This is a genomic window from Cyanobacterium sp. T60_A2020_053 (assembly GCA_015272165.1).
Taxonomy (GTDB): domain Bacteria; phylum Cyanobacteriota; class Cyanobacteriia; order Cyanobacteriales; family Cyanobacteriaceae; genus Cyanobacterium.
This window is the reverse complement of sequence record JACYMF010000058.1, coordinates 1-15,973: the sequence shown is the minus strand read 5'-3', so window position 1 is coordinate 15,973 and position 15,973 is coordinate 1. Positions and strand designations below refer to the sequence as shown.

The window sequence follows — 15,973 nt, the reverse complement described above, 5'->3', positions numbered from 1 at the left end:
TGATCATTTTAAAATAGCCAAGAAAAGCCAGCGCCCTCCACCATTTTCAAAGTCGAATCAACCAAACAGGAATTAGCACAAACTCGAAAGAAACGAGAATGTTCAGCAGAAGATATATAATTAAACTTAACTATAAAAAACTTAATATAAAAGAATTTAGTATTCAGTGAGCTATTCATCATTTATCGCTACCCAAAGAGAGTCAAATTCCGACTCAATCCTGAAATACGATGCCAAAGCCATCGCTAGTTACTACAACAAGCGCCCTTGGTTAGGATTATTTCGGGCTTTAAAAATTATTACCCTTTTTAGTATTTTTGTTGTACAACTACAATTTGATAAATGGTTTAAACAACAGGCAAAAAATAAACAGGCGCGCGCCGAAAGCCTCAGAAAAATTTTAACCAAACTAGGTGCAACTTTTATTAAAGTCGGTCAAGCCTTATCCACTCGACCAGATTTAATTAAACCAGATTTTCTGGAAGAATTGATCAAACTACAAGATCAACTTCCCCCCTTTGACAACGAAACCGCTTTTAACATAATCGAAACTCAACTGGATATGCCCGTATCACAGGCTTACCGAGTAATATCCCCCAATCCAGTGGCGGCCGCCTCCCTCGGACAAGTTTATAAAGCAGTGTTACATACAGGAGAAGAAGTAGCGGTAAAAGTCCAGCGCCCGAATTTGCTACCCGTCATTACCCTTGATTTATACATCATGCGCCTAGGCTCAAGATGGATAGCGCCCTTCCTCCCTCTCAATTTAGGTCATGATTTGGGTTTAATTGTAGATGAATTTGGCATCAAACTATTTGAAGAAATTGACTATGTTAATGAAGCTCGAAATGCTGAAAAATTCGCCGCCAACTTCCTCAATGATGATGAAGTGAAAGTGCCTTGTATTTATTGGCGCTACACCCACCACAAAGTATTAACCCTTGAGTGGATTAATGGTTATAAATTAAATGATTTGGATGCGATTAGGGGCGCTGGATTGGATGCCGATGCCATCATCAAAATTGGTGTTACTTCTGGTTTAAAACAACTATTAGAACATGGGTTCTTCCATGCCGATCCCCATCCCGGCAACCTCTTTGCCATGCAGGATGGTAGAATGGCTTATATTGACTTCGGCATGATGGATCAACTTGACGAACATACCAAAGAAACCATCGCATCTTCCATCGTACAACTCATTAACCAAGACTATCAAGCCCTAGCAAGGGATTTTGTGGAGTTAGGGTTTTTGTCCCCGACAACGGACATTACGCCCATCATACCAGCTTTAGAAACGGTTTTAGGCAATGCCGTAGGGCAAAGTGTAGGGGATTTTAACTTTCAAACTATCACCAATGATTTTTCTCAATTGATGTATGAATATCCCTTCCGAGTTCCAGCGAAATTTGCTTTAATTATTCGCTCCCTAGTTACTCAAGAAGGTTTAGCATTGAGTTTAAATCCTGATTTTCGTATCGTGGAAGTCTCCTTCCCTTATGTTTCGCGCCGTCTTTTAACAGGGGAATCTCCTGCTATGCGCAGTCGTCTTTTAGAAGTGTTATTCAAAGATGATAAATTTCAATGGGAAAGACTAGAACACATGATCTCTATTGCTAAATCTGATCATAAATTCGATTTATTGCCCACCGCAGGATTAGGTTTGCAATTTATCATGTCGGAAGAGGGAGATTATTTGCGCCGTCAGATTATCTATGCGTTAGTAGAAGATGATCGTTTGCACACAGAAGAAATACATCGGTTATGGCAGTTAGTGCAACCTGATTTACAACCTAACAAAATTTTAGATGTGGCTTTTAATGCTATTAAACAATTGTCTCTAAAAATTGCTTAACTTTGTAATATTTGTAGGTTGGGTTAGCCAAGGGGTAACCCAACAATAAATTTGTAACTTAAAAACAAAGAGATATAAAATGGTTAGAGAATTAATCAAAGAAAAGAAAAATTTGTATGAAAATGATTACAACTTATGGATATTAGAAACGGTTAATAAATTGAAAAATCAAGACTTTAATTCTTTAGATTTAGAAAACTTAATTGAGGAAGTATTAGACTTGAGTAAAAGGGATAAAAGAAAATTAGAAAGTTTATTGATGAAGTTGATAGAACACTTATTGATATTATCCTATTGGCAGACAGAAAAAACTAGAAATCAAGGACATTGGCAGAAGGAGATTTTTAGTTTTCGTAAACAAATCAACCGGTTATTAACAGACAGTCCTAGTCTAAAGAATTATTTAGAAAAAGAGTTTTATTCTTGTTATCAAGATGGTCGAAAAATGGCTAGTCAGCACTCTTTACTGGTTATTAATACCTTTCCTGAAGAACCTTTTACTACTCTAGCCAATATTTTAGATGAAAATTGGTTGCCTTAATTGCGGTAAATAACATTAGTAAAGCACTTAATCAATAGCAATCCTTTATGACTGATGATATAATGATGTCACGAATAATATTATCAATCATCATAATCTATGGCGCTGAGCAACACAGAAAAACAGAGTAGTCCTTTACCTTGGATTATTGGGATTATGGTGGGGGGAATCCTTTTCGTGGGGGGAGCAACTTCCTATCTGCTTAATCGTCCCAACTCTGCCACTCGATTAGATGAATATACTGTCATAGCAGAAGAAAGCTCTTTGAGTGTAGAAATTAAGGCTAGTGGTGTAGTACAACCGATCCAAAGTGTTAATATCAGTCCTAAAAATCCGGGTATTCTCAAAGAATTATTAGTGGAACAAGGTATGATGGTGGAGGAAGGGCAACCTATTGCCGTAATGGAAAATCAACAACTTTTTGCCCAAGGTGCGCAAGCCCAAGCCCAACTTGCAGAAACTCAAGCCCGACTACAGGAGGCAGAAGTTAGTCTCAAGGCGGATTTATTGGTTTTAGAAACTCGATTGGCACAAGCCCAAGCGCGCCTCGCCCAAGCTCAAAATCGTATCCCTCTTGACATTGAACAAGCTCGATCTCAACTAAGAGAAGCGGAATCACGTCTAAAATTGGCGGAAAATCAATTACAACGTAATAAAAATTTACTAGATGAGGGGGTAATCTCTCAAGATCAATTTGATCAATTTGCGAATCAATATCTAGTGGCTCAAGCTAATTTACAGGAAGTATTACAAAGATTACAACAAATTCAGAATACGGGAAGCCCAGAAATAGGTACTTTGGAAGGGGCGCTGGCAGAAATTCAAGCCTCCATACAGGAAAGAAAAGCAACGGGGGAAGCAGAAATTGAACGGCTAAAAACTACCATTCAAGCCTCGGAAGCTAATTTGGAAGTTGCGAAAATTCAGTTTCAAGATACCTTTATTACAGCGCCCTTCGCCGGAGTTGTGACCCAAAAATTTGCGTCGGAGGGCGCTTTTGTCACTCCCACTACATCCGCTTCTACCACCACTTCTGCCACCTCTAGTTCCATTATTGCCCTCGCTAAAGGTTTGGAAGTCGTCGCCAAAGTTCCTGAAGTGGATTTAAAACAAATTGGTATTGGTCAACCTGTGCGTCTTGTGGCTGATGCTTACCCAGATGCTATTTTTGAAGGAGTAGTCAAAAAAGTAGCCCCAGAAGCGATTGTAGAGCAGAATGTGACATCTTTTGAAGTGACTATTGCCATTATTAAAGGTAATGAGCAATTATTATCGAGAATGAACGTGGAAGCCACCTTTTTGGGGGAACAGCTAAGTAATGTTTTAACCGTGCCTACGGTGGCTATTGTTACGGAAGACGGGGAAACAGGGGTGATGATTCCTGATGAAAATAATAAGCCAAAGTTTCAACCTGTGACCATTGGTGTTTCTGTGGATGATCGTACGGAAATTATTCGAGGTATAGCATCCGGTGAGCGAGTTTTCATTAATTTACCCCCCAAAAGTTAGAGAGAGAAGGGGGGAAGGGGAAGAAAGGGAGAAGGGGAAGAAAGGGAGAAGGGGAGAAGTGAGAATTATGAATTAATTGGTAGGTGAAGAATTAATTATCAATTATCCATTGTCAATTATCCATTATCCATTGCTTACCAGCCTTTATCTGCTTGACTCAAGACATAACTAGCTACGTCTTCGATTTGTTGCTCATTTAATCTTCCTAAAAATCGAGGCATAGCAGCTTTACCGTTTGCTACTTGATAGACTATTTTTTCAAGGGAATACATATCATATTTTTCTAAATCAGACTTTTGTAAGGTTTTGGCAGAATTAACCACATTTCTACCACCCATGTGACAAGAAGCACAGTTAGCACTAAAGATTTTTGCTCCGTTGTCGATGTCTCCTGCTAATGCAGGGGCGCTGATACTAAATAACATTACTAGGCTTAAAATTAAGGCGTAAATTGTTTTCATGGTGTTTCTCAATTAACTTATTCATACTCCTTATTTTCAGCAGATTTATTCCTTTTGGTCAAAAGACTATTGGTCAAAGTTGTAACTTTTCTTTACAGTCCTACATTCCACCGTGTAATGAATCATATCAAGTTCGGATAATTAGTTACAAATAGATTATCTCTTCGCACTTTACCCACCGTGTAATGAATTACACGGAACCAATAATATTTCGTTCAATGAATTGAACTAAGATCATTTTTAATTGATTTACAGCAGTTTTCATTTCCTTAAACCACACTTTAGATTGTTACAAAGATTCCCTTTGCGTCTTCGCGCCTTTGCGAGAGACAAAAAATGTGGTTTATTCATCTGAAATGCGCTATTTTTTTGTGAAGTCTAGTGCCAAAAAATCTTCTAAGAAACCATGAAATAGTGAAGGGTTTTCATCATGGAGACAATGCCCGACATTATCTAATAATTGTAAAGTAATTAACGGATTAGATTGCTCGAGACGGCGCGCGCCCGTCGGCGGTATAAATCGATCTTGTTTACCCCATAATAATAACATTGGTACTTTTACCCGTTGCAACAATTCTTCCGCAGAAAGGGTAAAATCTGTTTGATTCACTGACTGACTGAGGGCAATTAAAGTACGACAAGCGCCCTCCTCCCTTGGCGGAGTGGCAATAATTTCGACCAATTCATCATCCACTGCCGTTTTATCTACATAGGCAACCCCTAGCCATTGACGAATAACTGCCGGATTACGCACTATCAGAAAAATAATTCTAATCAATAACGGTGAAGCAACTATTTTTTCTAAACTGGTAACAATGGGTAACGCCCAAGAGGGCAACATTTTTTCTCGCGCCGATAAGTCAGGAAGGCTCAACATCACTAATTTCGCAGTCATTTCGGGGTGGAGGGCGCTGGTATAAAGAGCAATAAGAGAACCAATGGAGTTACCAATCAAAATGACAGGTACATTAATAAATGTACGCCAAAAATCATATACTAATTCACCCCACACACTCACATCATAATCAGTGTAGGCTTTTTTTGATGCTCCAAACCCTAATAAATCAATGGCATACACCGTATGATTTTCCTTTAACACCGGAATATTATGGCGCCAATGCCCCACCGATGCCCCAAAGCCATGAATTAACAAAATCGGTATATCTGCGGGGAGAGCGCTGGTTTTTCTTTCATAGCAATAGTGTATTTTCCAACCGCGCCAATACCAATCTCTTTGTTTGCCAATTTTTTCTTGCCAATTCACCCAAATTCTCCTCAAATATTACCTAGTCTGAATGGAAGGCAAGGGGCTCACATCCCCTTGTTCATCTTTGCCTATCTACAATTTAACCCAATGATCAAATAATGATTGATATAAATGAGCAATTTATGAAAACTAACTACTTTGCTAAAGTCTTTGACTTATAAGCATTGAAACCTTTGCCCTTCACCCGACAACTCCCCTCACCAAAATATTTTTCAGCACCCCCTAACTATGATAAAATCACATAGGCATTAAGAAAAATATTGATGAATTATGGCGAGAAAACCCGACGAATATAGCATTCATCTCTTTTTAAGTAGTGGACATACCCAAGAAGTTAAATTTAGTAGTATTCAAGAGTTTCAAAAGTGGTACAGTGGCGAATTAGTACCCAAGTCAGATTCAAAAGATTTTATTAACGTGCCAATCAAAAACATTCAGGGAGAATACATGGTAGTGCGCCCTGCCAATGTAGTGGGTTTAAAGGTTGAGCCTGTATTTTTTGGTAGTGTTGATCGTGATTTTGCTGAATAAAAAAAAGGGCTTGTTATCAAGCCCCTGAAATGCCTAGAAAACTGGAAAATTACGGTTCGATCAAAGAACGCTTACCCCATTTAGGGTCAGCTTTAGTTTGAATTAAGATATAACCAGCAATAGCTTCTAAATCATCGTCATTATAGTTTCTCATTTCAGACCAAATATCAGACCTTTCGGTGTTCATGTGTAAAAGAGAAAGGTCTTCTTCACCATCATAAGTAGTGGGATATTTCATGTAGTCAATTAACGCTAAAACGTTATCACGGGCAGGAATAGCGTTGGCTAAAGCTTCAGCACTTAAACCCACGTTAGGATTAGTTTTAGTTTTGCCTTGAATATGGCATTGAGTACAACTGGCAACAAATAATTTTGAGCCTAATTGTGCATCTTGGTTACTAAATGTAATCATATCACCTTGTTCATTTAAAGGTACAGTGCGTAGTTCTTCGCTTAGGCTAAGGGCATGGGCGCTGGTAGCAAAAGATTGCCATACCAATAACATCCCAGCGAGAACTATTAAAAAAAATCTTTTCATAATTAGCAAACTAATATTTTTTTAGTATTTTTCTGAGATTAAAAAATCATACGTTAACTATTTTCCCTTAAAACAGGTGTTTATTTGACGAGGATTTGTAAACTTTTGTTAATATTTTAAGAATTTAATCGGCTGTTTCTACACCAATCACCGTGCCACGGAAGTTATAACGAGGATTATCTAATTCTAATACCGTACCAATTTTGACTTTTTGATTTGCCACCACATAACCATCATTGGTGTTTTGTCCTGTACTTGTCATGGTCAGAATCATATCAGTGCTATTGTTAACGATGGGGCGAGGGTCTAATAATGCTTTAACTGTGCCATCGGGTTGATTTACTACCACATTATTAGGTAATTCCTCAGCCTGAGCAATTTTGACTTTTCCGGCTGGTTCGTTTCTAACAATAACATTCATTTCTATATCTTGATTAAACTCTGCTACTGTATCAGAGGAATTTTGGGAAGCTAAACCTCTCACTAAAAGGGTTATTTTAACGGTTTCAGCGCCCGTCGTACCCCCCACCACTTGGGCAAGAGAACCAGATGAACCGGGTACAATAAAGATGCCTACCAGAGCTAAAATGACTACCATCAGCGCCCCTAAATCCAACAAGTTGATCTTGCCAAATAAACGCCCTTTACTATCAATAATTTTCATCGTTACCTATATTTTTGACCATATTGATTAACAATCAAAAATATAGCATTTCTTGATTACTTCAACGGCTGAGTTAGACCCATATTTTGTCAAAGGGGAAAATTGAGAGATACAATTATTAACATAACCGTAATAATTTTTAATATTTCCTCAAAAATGACTGCAAGTTCTAACATCGAAACATTTTTAGTTGATAACCTGCTCAAAAATAGCTATCAAACTTGGCAACAACTTAAAGCAGTTGTCAGCGTCGCCCACAAAAACTTCTTTACTCAATTAAAAGATACTCTTTTCCCCACTGAAGATAATCAACTTATTCCTTTAACGCCAGAAGTTTTTAAAATTCTGCAAGAAAGATTTAGTCAAATTACCGAAGAGGATTGGCAAGACGCCAAACAAGGGGTTTATCCTTACGAAATTCTTTTTGATGGTGATGTGGGTTATTTTCTGTCTAACTATGTCAAACTATTATGGGATCATCCTTTGGCATGGTATCGAGTACAACAGAAAAACTTTATTGATTTACCGACAAATATTGATTTAGAAAAATATCCGCAATATTATCGCCGTAATTTCCATTATCAAACCGATGGTTACTTAAGCGATAATTCAGCCCAAATTTACGATTTACAAGTGGAAATTCTCTTTAGTGGCATCGCTGATGCTATGCGCCGCCGTATCCTCAAACCTTTAAAAGAAAAATTACCTCGTTTCAGTCAAGACACCAAAATTTTAGATGTGGCTTGTGGCACAGGAAGAACATTAAAACTACTAAGGGCGACTTTTCCTGATGCTTCTCTTTACGGTATTGATTTATCCAGCGCCTATCTCCGGGAAGCTAACCGCTATTTATTATCTCAATTCCCTGAGGAATTACCTCAGTTAATGGAAGGAAAGGGGGAAGCCATGCCTTATCAGGATAATTATTTTCAGGCTATCAGCAATGTGTTTTTATTTCATGAGTTACCCAAACCTATTCGTAAACAGGTGATTGAGGAATCCTATCGAGTGTTACAACCGGGGGGGGTGATGGTGATTTGTGATTCCATACAACTTTCTGATTCTCCTGAGTTGGAGGTAATGATGGGTAATTTTCCCCGTGCTTACCATGAACCGTTTTACAATGATTATATTAACGATAATATGGAAGAGCATTTGGAGAAATCGGGATTTCATGTGGAGTCTGTCAATATCCATGCTTTTAGTAAATATTGGGTAGCGACTAAGTCTTTTTAATTAAAAGTGGTGTCGTGAGGGCAAATTGACAATGGACAATGGACAATTGATAATTGATAATGGACAATTGATAATTTAGAATTTACACATCAACAATTAAGCATTAAAACTACATAATTCATAACTCATAATTCATAATTCATAATTCATTTATCCTCTCGACACCATTTTTTTAGCAACCCCTAGGTAATATTTTAAGAGATGAAAAATTTAGTTTTATGGCGTAAATTATCGCCTTTTTTATTTTTGTTTCCTGCTTTAGCGGTTTTAACTGTTATTGTTTTTTACCCTGCTTTTCAAGCCTTTAGTCTTAGTTTTTCTAGTTATGGTTATGATTTAACTGCTTCTCCTCAGTGGGTGGGGGGCGCTAATTTTCAGCGTCTTTGGCAAGATGAGTTATTAAGAAAAATTTTATTAAATAGTTTAATTTATATAGTGGGAGTTGTACCTATTCTTGTGATTATTCCTCTGTTTTTAGCTATTTTAGTTAATCAAAAACTACGGGGAATTGCCTGGTTTAGGGGCGCTTATTATACTCCGGTGGTGATTTCCATGGTGGTGGCTGGTATCATGTGGAGGGCGCTGTATTTATCTAATGGTATTTTTAATCAATTTTGGTTGGCTTTGGGTTTTAGTCAGGGTTTGCCTTGGTTAACTAGCCCTAATTGGGCAATTTGGAGTGTGATGGTGGTAACTATCTGGAAGGGGTTGGGTTACTATATGGTTATTTATTTGGCTGGTTTACAGGGCATACCTAATGAATTATACGAGGCAGGGGCGCTGGATGGCTCTGATGGTTGGCAAAAACATTTTGATATTACTATCCCTTTAATGAAGCCTTATCTTTTTTTGGTGGCGGTAATTTCCGCTTTAAGCGCTACTAAGGTATTTGAGGAAGTCTATTTATTAACTCAGGGTGGTCCTCAAAATAGCTCAAAAACTGTGGTATATTATATTTATGAGAAGGCTTTTCAGGATTTAGATATTAATTATGCTTGTGCTATCGGTTTGGTTTTATTTGCGGTGATTTTGGTACTTTCTATCGCTAATCTAATTCTTTCTCGTTACACTCAAAGTTAGATTTAAAGATTTATATTTATCATGGCTACAGTAACGGATAATGACTTTAAGTTTAGACAATTTGTTTGTTACAAGTAGATTTTATCTTCCCACTTTACCCACCGTGTAATGAATTACACGGAACCAATAGTATTTCGTTTAATAAATTAAACTAAGATTATTTTTAATTGATCAAACTGACTTGATATTAGTCATATTAAAAAGGTCGATAAAATGTAAAAATTATACTTTTTTTGATAAAAATATAGTCAAAAGTACAAGATTACAGATACGACACGGGGATAATAAAACCTCATCATTATCAATTATCCATTGTCAATTGTCCATAATTCCCAATTATTTTATGTCCATTTCTGCTGTTTATATTCATATTCCTTTTTGTCGTCGCCGTTGTTTTTATTGTGATTTTCCCGTCACTGTTTTAGGTGATTCTGCTGGTAGTAAATATTCTAATTGGCAAAAAGAATATGTTAGTTTTTTATGTGAAGAAATAGCTGTAACTGCTGAAAATAATTCAGCAATTATCGAAACTATTTTTTTTGGTGGTGGCACTCCATCTTTACTTCATTTACAAGGTTTACAAGAAATTTTTACAACTATTCATAATTGTTTTAATGTTAGTAAAAATGCAGAAATTTCTTTGGAAATTGATCCAGCTACTTTCAATTTAGAACAATTACAAGAATATAAAAAATTAGGTATTAATCGACTTAGTTTAGGGGTGCAATCTTTCCAAGATAACTTATTAGCTAATTGTGGGCGCACTCACTCTCTCAATGACATTTATCAAGGTGTCAATTACATTCATGAAGTGGGTTTTGATAATTGGAGTTTAGATTTAATTTCTGGTTTACCGCAACAAACTTTATCCGATTGGCGCGAATCGGTGCGGAGGGCGCTGGATTTACAACCTCGCCATATTTCTTGTTATGATTTAGTGTTGGAGTCTGGCACGGTTTTTGGCAAAAAATATCAAGCTGGAGATAAACCCCTTCCTCCTGATGATGTCAGCGCCCAAATGTATTGTATCGCTTCGGAAACTTTACGAGAAAATGGTTATCAACATTATGAAATCTGTAATTATGCTTCACAGGGTTATGAATCTCGTCATAATTTAACTTATTGGCGTAATCAGCCCTATTATGGTTTCGGCATGGGCGCTGCTAGTTATGTTAGCAATAAAAGATATACTCGCCCTCGTACTCGTCAAGAATATTTTGATTTTGTACGACAATTACAGCAGAATCAAGGTTATATGGAAGTGGATACTACAGAGGAAACTGATCAACTTTTAGAAACTTTAATGTTAGGTTTAAGACTGCAAGAAGGCGTTAATTTAGCCGACATTGAAGTTAAATTCGGGCAAAATATTGTTAGTAGAATATTACACTGTTTACAACCTTATATTAAAGATAATTGGGTTATTTTTTCTGAGAGTAATAGTAATCTAAAATTAACAGACCCTGATGGTTTTTTATATTCTAATACGGTATTATCTTCTTTATTTGTTGAGTTTTAGTTTTGTCTAAAAGTTTGAAAGTGGGTTAATATCATTTATTTGTACCCACTTTCGCTATTACTTTTCAAGATAGTATGACCTCGATGTGGTTAGTTAAATTAATGTTAAAAATTAGTTTATCTAAACTAACTCATTAATAACTTTTACTGATATTCTTTTTAGTGTTTAACATTCCTTGACCTTTACAATTTGGACAAGCAATAGGGTAATAATCAAAGGAGTTTACATAGTCGGATAATCTTTGCTCTAAAATTTTGCCACTACCTTTACATTTTAAACAGAATTTCATCTTAGGCTCTCCTTTTTTTATTTTCTTGAATGCAATTTACCATAGATAGAATTATCTGTAATCAGCAAAATTACGCAAGTTATACTACACAATGTTACGGTTTTACACTTAGTCATCAAGACATTTACTTAACAAAAGTTTATGAAAGTTGAATTATTGTGTTTATCGTCACAAATTTCTGGGCAAATCTTTAATTGTATAAAATATGACCGAAAAATTGTCTTCACCGTAACCAAAATATGAGCATATATACTTACGCATTACCACCAAAGTATGCCACCACTAGAAATAGTCCATCAGTGAAAATGGTACTTAAAACAGCGCCCCCCAAAGCTAAATAATGCAGTTGTTTTTTCTGCAAAGCGTAGAGACTAATTGCTAGTAACAGATTAGCGAGAAGGATTGCCCAACTAATACCCCAAACGGTGTTGACTTGGGTTATGGCGCCCTGTAAAATGGGCTGCACAAGGTTAGGATCAGAAATCATAATTTTCTGCCAATAAGGTATCAAACCATCGATATAAAAGTATAAATCTGTAACGGCTGTGCCTATCAATGAGCCTAGATAAAAATAATTACCGATTAAGCCTTTACCACGCCAAATGCCCCATAAAGCAAAAGGCAACCCCACGGCTTCAATGGGAATATGAATGGCAGGATACCACCGTAGCCATCCCCAATAAATTGAGCCACAAAACCAACTCCAGCTAAAACCAATAAGAATATCGCCCCAAATATAAGTATCAGGGTTACGGCGCACTCTCAGGGCAAAATATACCCAGGGGAGGGTTAAAATTAAACTGAGAGAAGGCAAGATGCGCACGAGGGGCGCTTGGAAGAAAACTGGCACGGAAACGAGAAACGCTGAAGCTAGGAATATTAAAACGCTTTGACGTTTTTCCTTTTGCCACCACCACGCCACACAGTAGTTATTAACTACACTGACTGTGGAGGGAACAAAGGCGCTGATTTGGGAAAATAGGGTATGATTAAACAAAATTGCTTAGAATATCTTTACTTATCTTTACTTAAATCTTAATGTATTTTAATAATAAAACCAAATTTTGAGTATTAGCAATTTTAAACTAAGAATTACTATTGTTTAACACGTTTAAGATTATCCCCTAGGGGGGTATAACAAAATTATAGCAAATTGTAAAGCATATGACGAAAAAAGCAATTGTTTTATTATCAGGGGGTTTGGATTCTGCCACTAGCGCGGCTATTGCCATGGCGGATGGTTATGAGGTGATGGCGCTATCTTTTCGTTATGGGCAGAGGCACTCTAAGGAATTGGAAGCAGCGCACTCCGTCGCTCAATGTCTGGGCATTACCGAGCATCATATCATTGATGTTAACTTATCCCTCTGGGGGGGGTCTTCTCTCACGGATGAAACCATGATAATTCCCGATGGGGGGGTGATACCAAATCAAATTCCTTCTACTTATGTGCCGGGGCGTAATACGGTGTTTATTGCCATTGCCCTTTCTTTGGCTGAGGCGAGGGGCGCTACTGCCATTTATCTGGGCATTAATGCGGTGGATTATTCTGGTTATCCAGATTGTCGCCCAGAATATTTACAGGCTTTTCAGCATTTAGCTAATCTTTCTTCTAAAGTTGGCATCGAGGGTAATTCTCCCCAGTTAATTGCGCCTTTGGTTAATCTCAGTAAGGTTGATATAGTGCGGAGGGCGCTGGAATTGAATGTACCCATCGAAAAAACTTGGTCTTGTTATCAAGGGGGAGAATCTCCTTGCGGTGTTTGTGATTCCTGTCGTATTCGTGATGAAGCCTTGAAACTCGTCAGCTTATCTTAACCCTCTTTTGTCACTTTCCGAAAACATTTATCAGGCGTTGTTGATTTTAAATATGTTTTTGCTTGGAGTAGGGAATAGAGAGTAGTAATAATATTTTGAGTATTATATATTTGTTGTAATTCATTGATGTTTCAGAACACAATTCAGTAACGCCCTATTTTTTAATTAACCTTTACCGTTTTGTTCCATTAAAGCAAATGATGTTTAAAAGCAAAACTAACCAATTCGGTACGATTTTCAGCGCCCGTCTTCTTCAGCAAATTAGCCACATATTTTTCTACAGTTTTGGGACTAAGATATAAATTTTCAGCAATTTTATTATTAGAAAAACCATCCATTAATAAATGTAAAACTTCTATTTCTCTGGGGGTTAATTTAATGTCTAAATTATCATCATTAACTGGATAATCTTGAGGGAAAACAAGTTCAGATTGAATAACTTGAGACCTTTCTAAAAGATTTTTGACAATGGCTATTAATTCAATAGTTTGAAAAGGTTTAGCTAAGTAAATATCACATCCAGCTTGATAACCATGAATTTTAGCATCTACACTATCTTAAAAATGTCAAAAGAGGACTCCCGTTGAGTGCGACCTGAACTGGTCACTTTGACTACGACACCTAGTCGTCTGGTGATTTCTACCACCAGCCCTCATGGAAAACACTCTATCACAAAGTGCGGTCACACCCTAGTAGGTAACGAAACAGGTGGAATGCAGACCCCAAATGTAGCCGAAGCTGTTAGGGATTAAACGGTAAGGAGCTAGAGGGAAGATGTAGAAGGATGAACATAGTCTAAGTTGGCGATTAAACTGCGTTATAGTCCGAAGAGCTAAATTATCCCTGATAAGCTCTAACCAAAATGGTAAGAGGGTGAACTAAATACTTTAACGTTATTTAGTTGTAGAAACAAAATTCCCTTCGCAGAATAGTCAACCATCCTAACTACATGAAAACTCAAGATGATACAACAGGGTAAACCCTACAGAGTCTCGTAAGAGTAGGTCTGAGGCGACAAAGACGGAACTCTCTGGAGGGCAGAAGATGAGAGAAAAAAGCGAATGCTCAGGTGTAACGGCTGAGATAAGGGTTCAAAATTTGCCCTTGACCGAAAGGAACAGCAGACTTCTCTTGGGTCTTATACGGACAGAAAAGAAAACAATAATTCTAAATTGGAGTTAAAAGTTAGATGTCAAAAGCAATTTTGATAAATGGAGACACAAGACAACTAGAGGACTGGAGTCAGATCAATTGGCAAAAAGCCCATAAAGTTGTTAAGAATTTGCGTTGCCGAATCTTCCGTGCTAGAAAACTTAGTCAGGGTCAGCAGTTGAGAAGATTGCAGAAACTGTTAATAAGAAGCCTATCAAATCTATTGCTAAGTGTTAGACAAATTACTCAAGTCAATAACGGAAAGCAAACAGCAGGGATAGATAAGGAGGTGATAAACACCCCTGCACAGCGAGTAAAACTTGTCAATGAATGGGAAATGCCAAAAGCTGGATTTATTGATAGCGGTATTTACAACCCTAGCGAGACAGGCACTCCTCAAGGTGGTGTGATAAGTCCATTGTTAGCCAATATTGGTTTACATGGATTAGAAGAACTAATTAAAAGTGTGAAACTACCCAAGACAAAATGGGGGAGAAGACCACAATTAGGATTCATCCGTTATGCTGACGATTTTGTCGTAACAGCGAAGGAAAAACAAAACCTAGAAGACGTGCTAATCCTGATAAAGCAATGGTTAGAAGAAAGAGGACTAGAAATCAGCACTGAGAAGACAAGGATAGTTCACATAGATGAAGGATTCGACTTCCTCGGTTTTAATATACGTCAGTATAAAGGTAAATTACTGATAAAACCTCAGAAAGAAAAGGTACTAGCATTCTGCAAAAAGATAAAATCAACTATATCTAATATGAAAGCAAATACCCAAGAAGAAGTCATCGCCAAGTTGAATCCGCTTCTCAGAGGTTTTGCTAATTACTACAGAGGAGTAATTAGCAAAGAAACCTTCTCTTACATACATCATAGAGTAGTGATGTCCCTCTATTTTTGGGCTAAAAGAAGGCACCCCAAGAAATCAAAAACATGGGTTAAGAACAAATATTTTCACTACTTCAAGGGGGATAACTGGACTTTCATGTGTAAGACCTCTGATAGAAGAGGAAAGGAGAAACAACTCATCCTTAATGACATCAGTAAAATTGCGATTGAAAGGCACATCAAAGTAAAAGGTGATGCCAGTCCAGATGACTCTTCACTCCGTGAATATTGGAATAACCGCAAACTAAAACAGGGTAAAAACTACTGGGCAAAAGGTAGTAAATACTATCAAGTAGCCATTAACCAAAATTGGAAATGTCCTGTATGTGGTGAAAACTTGTTCAATGGAGAAGAAATAGAAACCCATCATATCGTACCTGTGATAAATGGTGGTGATGACTCCACTGATAATCTTGTACACTTACACAAGGCTTGTCATAAACAGGTACATTCAAAATCCAAGTTGAAGGCTTGAAGTAAGGCTTGAGCCGTGTGATTGGTAACAGTCACCCACGGTTCTTAGGGGAGGGGAGAGAGGTGACTCTCAAACCTTACCCGCTGTGCGACAACAAAAAAAAGACACTTCAAATCAACGGGAGACGGGGCTTATAAAGGGGCG

16 protein-coding genes are annotated in these 15,973 nt (G+C 37.4%); 9 read left to right on the top strand and 7 right to left on the bottom strand.

The genetic code is table 11. The features are described from left to right. Nucleotides 1–8: 8 nt before the first annotated feature. A complete protein-coding gene (locus tag IGQ45_08165) occupies nucleotides 9–182 on the bottom strand; it encodes a hypothetical protein (GenBank protein MBF2057188.1) in 174 nt (57 codons plus the stop codon). Between IGQ45_08165 and IGQ45_08160 the strand changes: the two genes are divergently transcribed. The 3 genes from IGQ45_08160 to IGQ45_08150 all read left to right on the top strand — a co-directional run bounded on the left by IGQ45_08160 (nucleotide 167) and on the right by IGQ45_08150 (nucleotide 3,902). Next, nucleotides 167–1,852, top strand: a complete 1,686-nt coding sequence (locus IGQ45_08160) for an AarF/ABC1/UbiB kinase family protein (GenBank protein MBF2057187.1) — start codon at nucleotides 167–169, stop codon at nucleotides 1,850–1,852. The genes IGQ45_08165 and IGQ45_08160 overlap by 16 nt on opposite strands. Nucleotides 1,853–1,931: 79 nt before the next feature. Next, entirely contained in the window at nucleotides 1,932–2,393 is a 462-nt protein-coding gene (locus IGQ45_08155; protein ID MBF2057186.1) for a DUF29 domain-containing protein, read from the top strand. Nucleotides 2,394–2,492: 99 nt separating this feature from the next. After that, the gene (locus tag IGQ45_08150; GenBank protein MBF2057185.1) at nucleotides 2,493–3,902 is read left to right on the top strand and encodes an HlyD family efflux transporter periplasmic adaptor subunit; all 1,410 of its coding nucleotides are present in this window, start codon (nucleotides 2,493–2,495) and stop codon (nucleotides 3,900–3,902) included. Between the two features lie 134 nt (nucleotides 3,903–4,036). Here IGQ45_08150 and IGQ45_08145 read toward each other — a convergent pair whose 3' ends face one another. Beyond that, nucleotides 4,037–4,363 (bottom strand): c-type cytochrome, encoded by a 327-nt coding sequence (locus IGQ45_08145; GenBank protein MBF2057184.1) that lies wholly within the window; start codon nucleotides 4,361–4,363, stop codon nucleotides 4,037–4,039. Nucleotides 4,364–4,724: 361 nt separating this feature from the next. Next, nucleotides 4,725–5,633, bottom strand: a complete 909-nt coding sequence (locus tag IGQ45_08140; GenBank protein ID MBF2057183.1) for an alpha/beta fold hydrolase — start codon at nucleotides 5,631–5,633, stop codon at nucleotides 4,725–4,727. Nucleotides 5,634–5,900: 267 nt separating this feature from the next. On the opposite strand from IGQ45_08140, the gene IGQ45_08135 reads away from it, so the two are divergent. Continuing rightward, nucleotides 5,901–6,161 carry a hypothetical protein gene (locus IGQ45_08135; GenBank protein MBF2057182.1) on the top strand — a complete coding sequence of 87 codons (261 nt, stop codon included), beginning with the start codon at nucleotides 5,901–5,903 and terminating at the stop codon, nucleotides 6,159–6,161. Between the two features lie 49 nt (nucleotides 6,162–6,210). Here the strand turns inward: IGQ45_08135 and psbV are convergent, their stop codons facing one another. After that, the gene (gene psbV / locus IGQ45_08130; GenBank protein MBF2057181.1) at nucleotides 6,211–6,699 is read right to left on the bottom strand and encodes a cytochrome c-550; all 489 of its coding nucleotides are present in this window, start codon (nucleotides 6,697–6,699) and stop codon (nucleotides 6,211–6,213) included. 124 nt (nucleotides 6,700–6,823) lie between these two features. Beyond that, entirely contained in the window at nucleotides 6,824–7,363 is a 540-nt protein-coding gene (locus tag IGQ45_08125) for a DUF4330 domain-containing protein (protein MBF2057180.1), read from the bottom strand. Nucleotides 7,364–7,519: 156 nt separating this feature from the next. Between IGQ45_08125 and IGQ45_08120 the strand changes: the two genes are divergently transcribed. From IGQ45_08120 to IGQ45_08110, 3 genes are all read left to right on the top strand, one after another. Next, nucleotides 7,520–8,599 (top strand): class I SAM-dependent methyltransferase, encoded by a 1,080-nt coding sequence (locus IGQ45_08120; protein MBF2057179.1) that lies wholly within the window; start codon nucleotides 7,520–7,522, stop codon nucleotides 8,597–8,599. Nucleotides 8,600–8,800: 201 nt separating this feature from the next. Continuing rightward, nucleotides 8,801–9,679, top strand: coding sequence for a sugar ABC transporter permease (locus IGQ45_08115; protein MBF2057178.1), 879 nt, complete (start codon nucleotides 8,801–8,803; stop codon nucleotides 9,677–9,679). Between the two features lie 343 nt (nucleotides 9,680–10,022). Next, nucleotides 10,023–11,198 carry a coproporphyrinogen III oxidase gene (locus IGQ45_08110; protein MBF2057177.1) on the top strand — a complete coding sequence of 392 codons (1,176 nt, stop codon included), beginning with the start codon at nucleotides 10,023–10,025 and terminating at the stop codon, nucleotides 11,196–11,198. A gap of 542 nt (nucleotides 11,199–11,740) precedes the next feature. Here IGQ45_08110 and IGQ45_08105 read toward each other — a convergent pair. Continuing rightward, on the bottom strand, nucleotides 11,741–12,484 hold the full coding sequence (locus IGQ45_08105) for a DUF3120 domain-containing protein (GenBank protein MBF2057176.1): 744 nt from the start codon (nucleotides 12,482–12,484) through the stop codon (nucleotides 11,741–11,743). Between the two features lie 167 nt (nucleotides 12,485–12,651). Here IGQ45_08105 and queC point away from each other — a divergent pair, with 167 nt between their 5' ends. Next, nucleotides 12,652–13,305: a 7-cyano-7-deazaguanine synthase QueC gene (queC, locus tag IGQ45_08100; GenBank protein MBF2057175.1), complete on the top strand. Its 654-nt coding sequence runs from the start codon at nucleotides 12,652–12,654 to the stop codon at nucleotides 13,303–13,305. Between the two features lie 188 nt (nucleotides 13,306–13,493). Here the strand turns inward: queC and IGQ45_08095 are convergent, their stop codons facing one another. Further along, nucleotides 13,494–13,844 (bottom strand): response regulator transcription factor, encoded by a 351-nt coding sequence (locus IGQ45_08095; GenBank protein ID MBF2057174.1) that lies wholly within the window; start codon nucleotides 13,842–13,844, stop codon nucleotides 13,494–13,496. 650 nt (nucleotides 13,845–14,494) lie between these two features. Here IGQ45_08095 and IGQ45_08090 point away from each other — a divergent pair. After that, the gene (locus tag IGQ45_08090; GenBank protein MBF2057173.1) at nucleotides 14,495–15,829 is read left to right on the top strand and encodes a reverse transcriptase N-terminal domain-containing protein; all 1,335 of its coding nucleotides are present in this window, start codon (nucleotides 14,495–14,497) and stop codon (nucleotides 15,827–15,829) included. The last annotated feature ends 144 nt before the right edge of the window (nucleotides 15,830–15,973 follow it).

What these genes read in the sequence shown, in the direction of transcription:
- IGQ45_08150 (MBF2057185.1), top strand. Translation starts at nt 2,493, where the DNA reads ATGGCGCTGAGCAACACAGAAAAACAGAGTAGTCCTTTACCTTGGATT.
- IGQ45_08125 (MBF2057180.1), bottom strand. Translation starts at nt 7,363, where the DNA reads ATGAAAATTATTGATAGTAAAGGGCGTTTATTTGGCAAGATCAACTTG.
- IGQ45_08110 (MBF2057177.1), top strand. Translation starts at nt 10,023, where the DNA reads ATGTCCATTTCTGCTGTTTATATTCATATTCCTTTTTGTCGTCGCCGT.
- IGQ45_08155 (MBF2057186.1), top strand. Translation starts at nt 1,932, where the DNA reads ATGGTTAGAGAATTAATCAAAGAAAAGAAAAATTTGTATGAAAATGAT.
- psbV (MBF2057181.1), bottom strand. Translation starts at nt 6,699, where the DNA reads ATGAAAAGATTTTTTTTAATAGTTCTCGCTGGGATGTTATTGGTATGG.
- IGQ45_08165 (MBF2057188.1), bottom strand. Translation starts at nt 182, where the DNA reads ATGATGAATAGCTCACTGAATACTAAATTCTTTTATATTAAGTTTTTT.
- IGQ45_08115 (MBF2057178.1), top strand. Translation starts at nt 8,801, where the DNA reads ATGAAAAATTTAGTTTTATGGCGTAAATTATCGCCTTTTTTATTTTTG.
- queC (MBF2057175.1), top strand. Translation starts at nt 12,652, where the DNA reads ATGACGAAAAAAGCAATTGTTTTATTATCAGGGGGTTTGGATTCTGCC.
- IGQ45_08090 (MBF2057173.1), top strand. Translation starts at nt 14,495, where the DNA reads ATGTCAAAAGCAATTTTGATAAATGGAGACACAAGACAACTAGAGGAC.
- IGQ45_08120 (MBF2057179.1), top strand. Translation starts at nt 7,520, where the DNA reads ATGACTGCAAGTTCTAACATCGAAACATTTTTAGTTGATAACCTGCTC.
- IGQ45_08135 (MBF2057182.1), top strand. Translation starts at nt 5,901, where the DNA reads ATGGCGAGAAAACCCGACGAATATAGCATTCATCTCTTTTTAAGTAGT.
- IGQ45_08145 (MBF2057184.1), bottom strand. Translation starts at nt 4,363, where the DNA reads ATGAAAACAATTTACGCCTTAATTTTAAGCCTAGTAATGTTATTTAGT.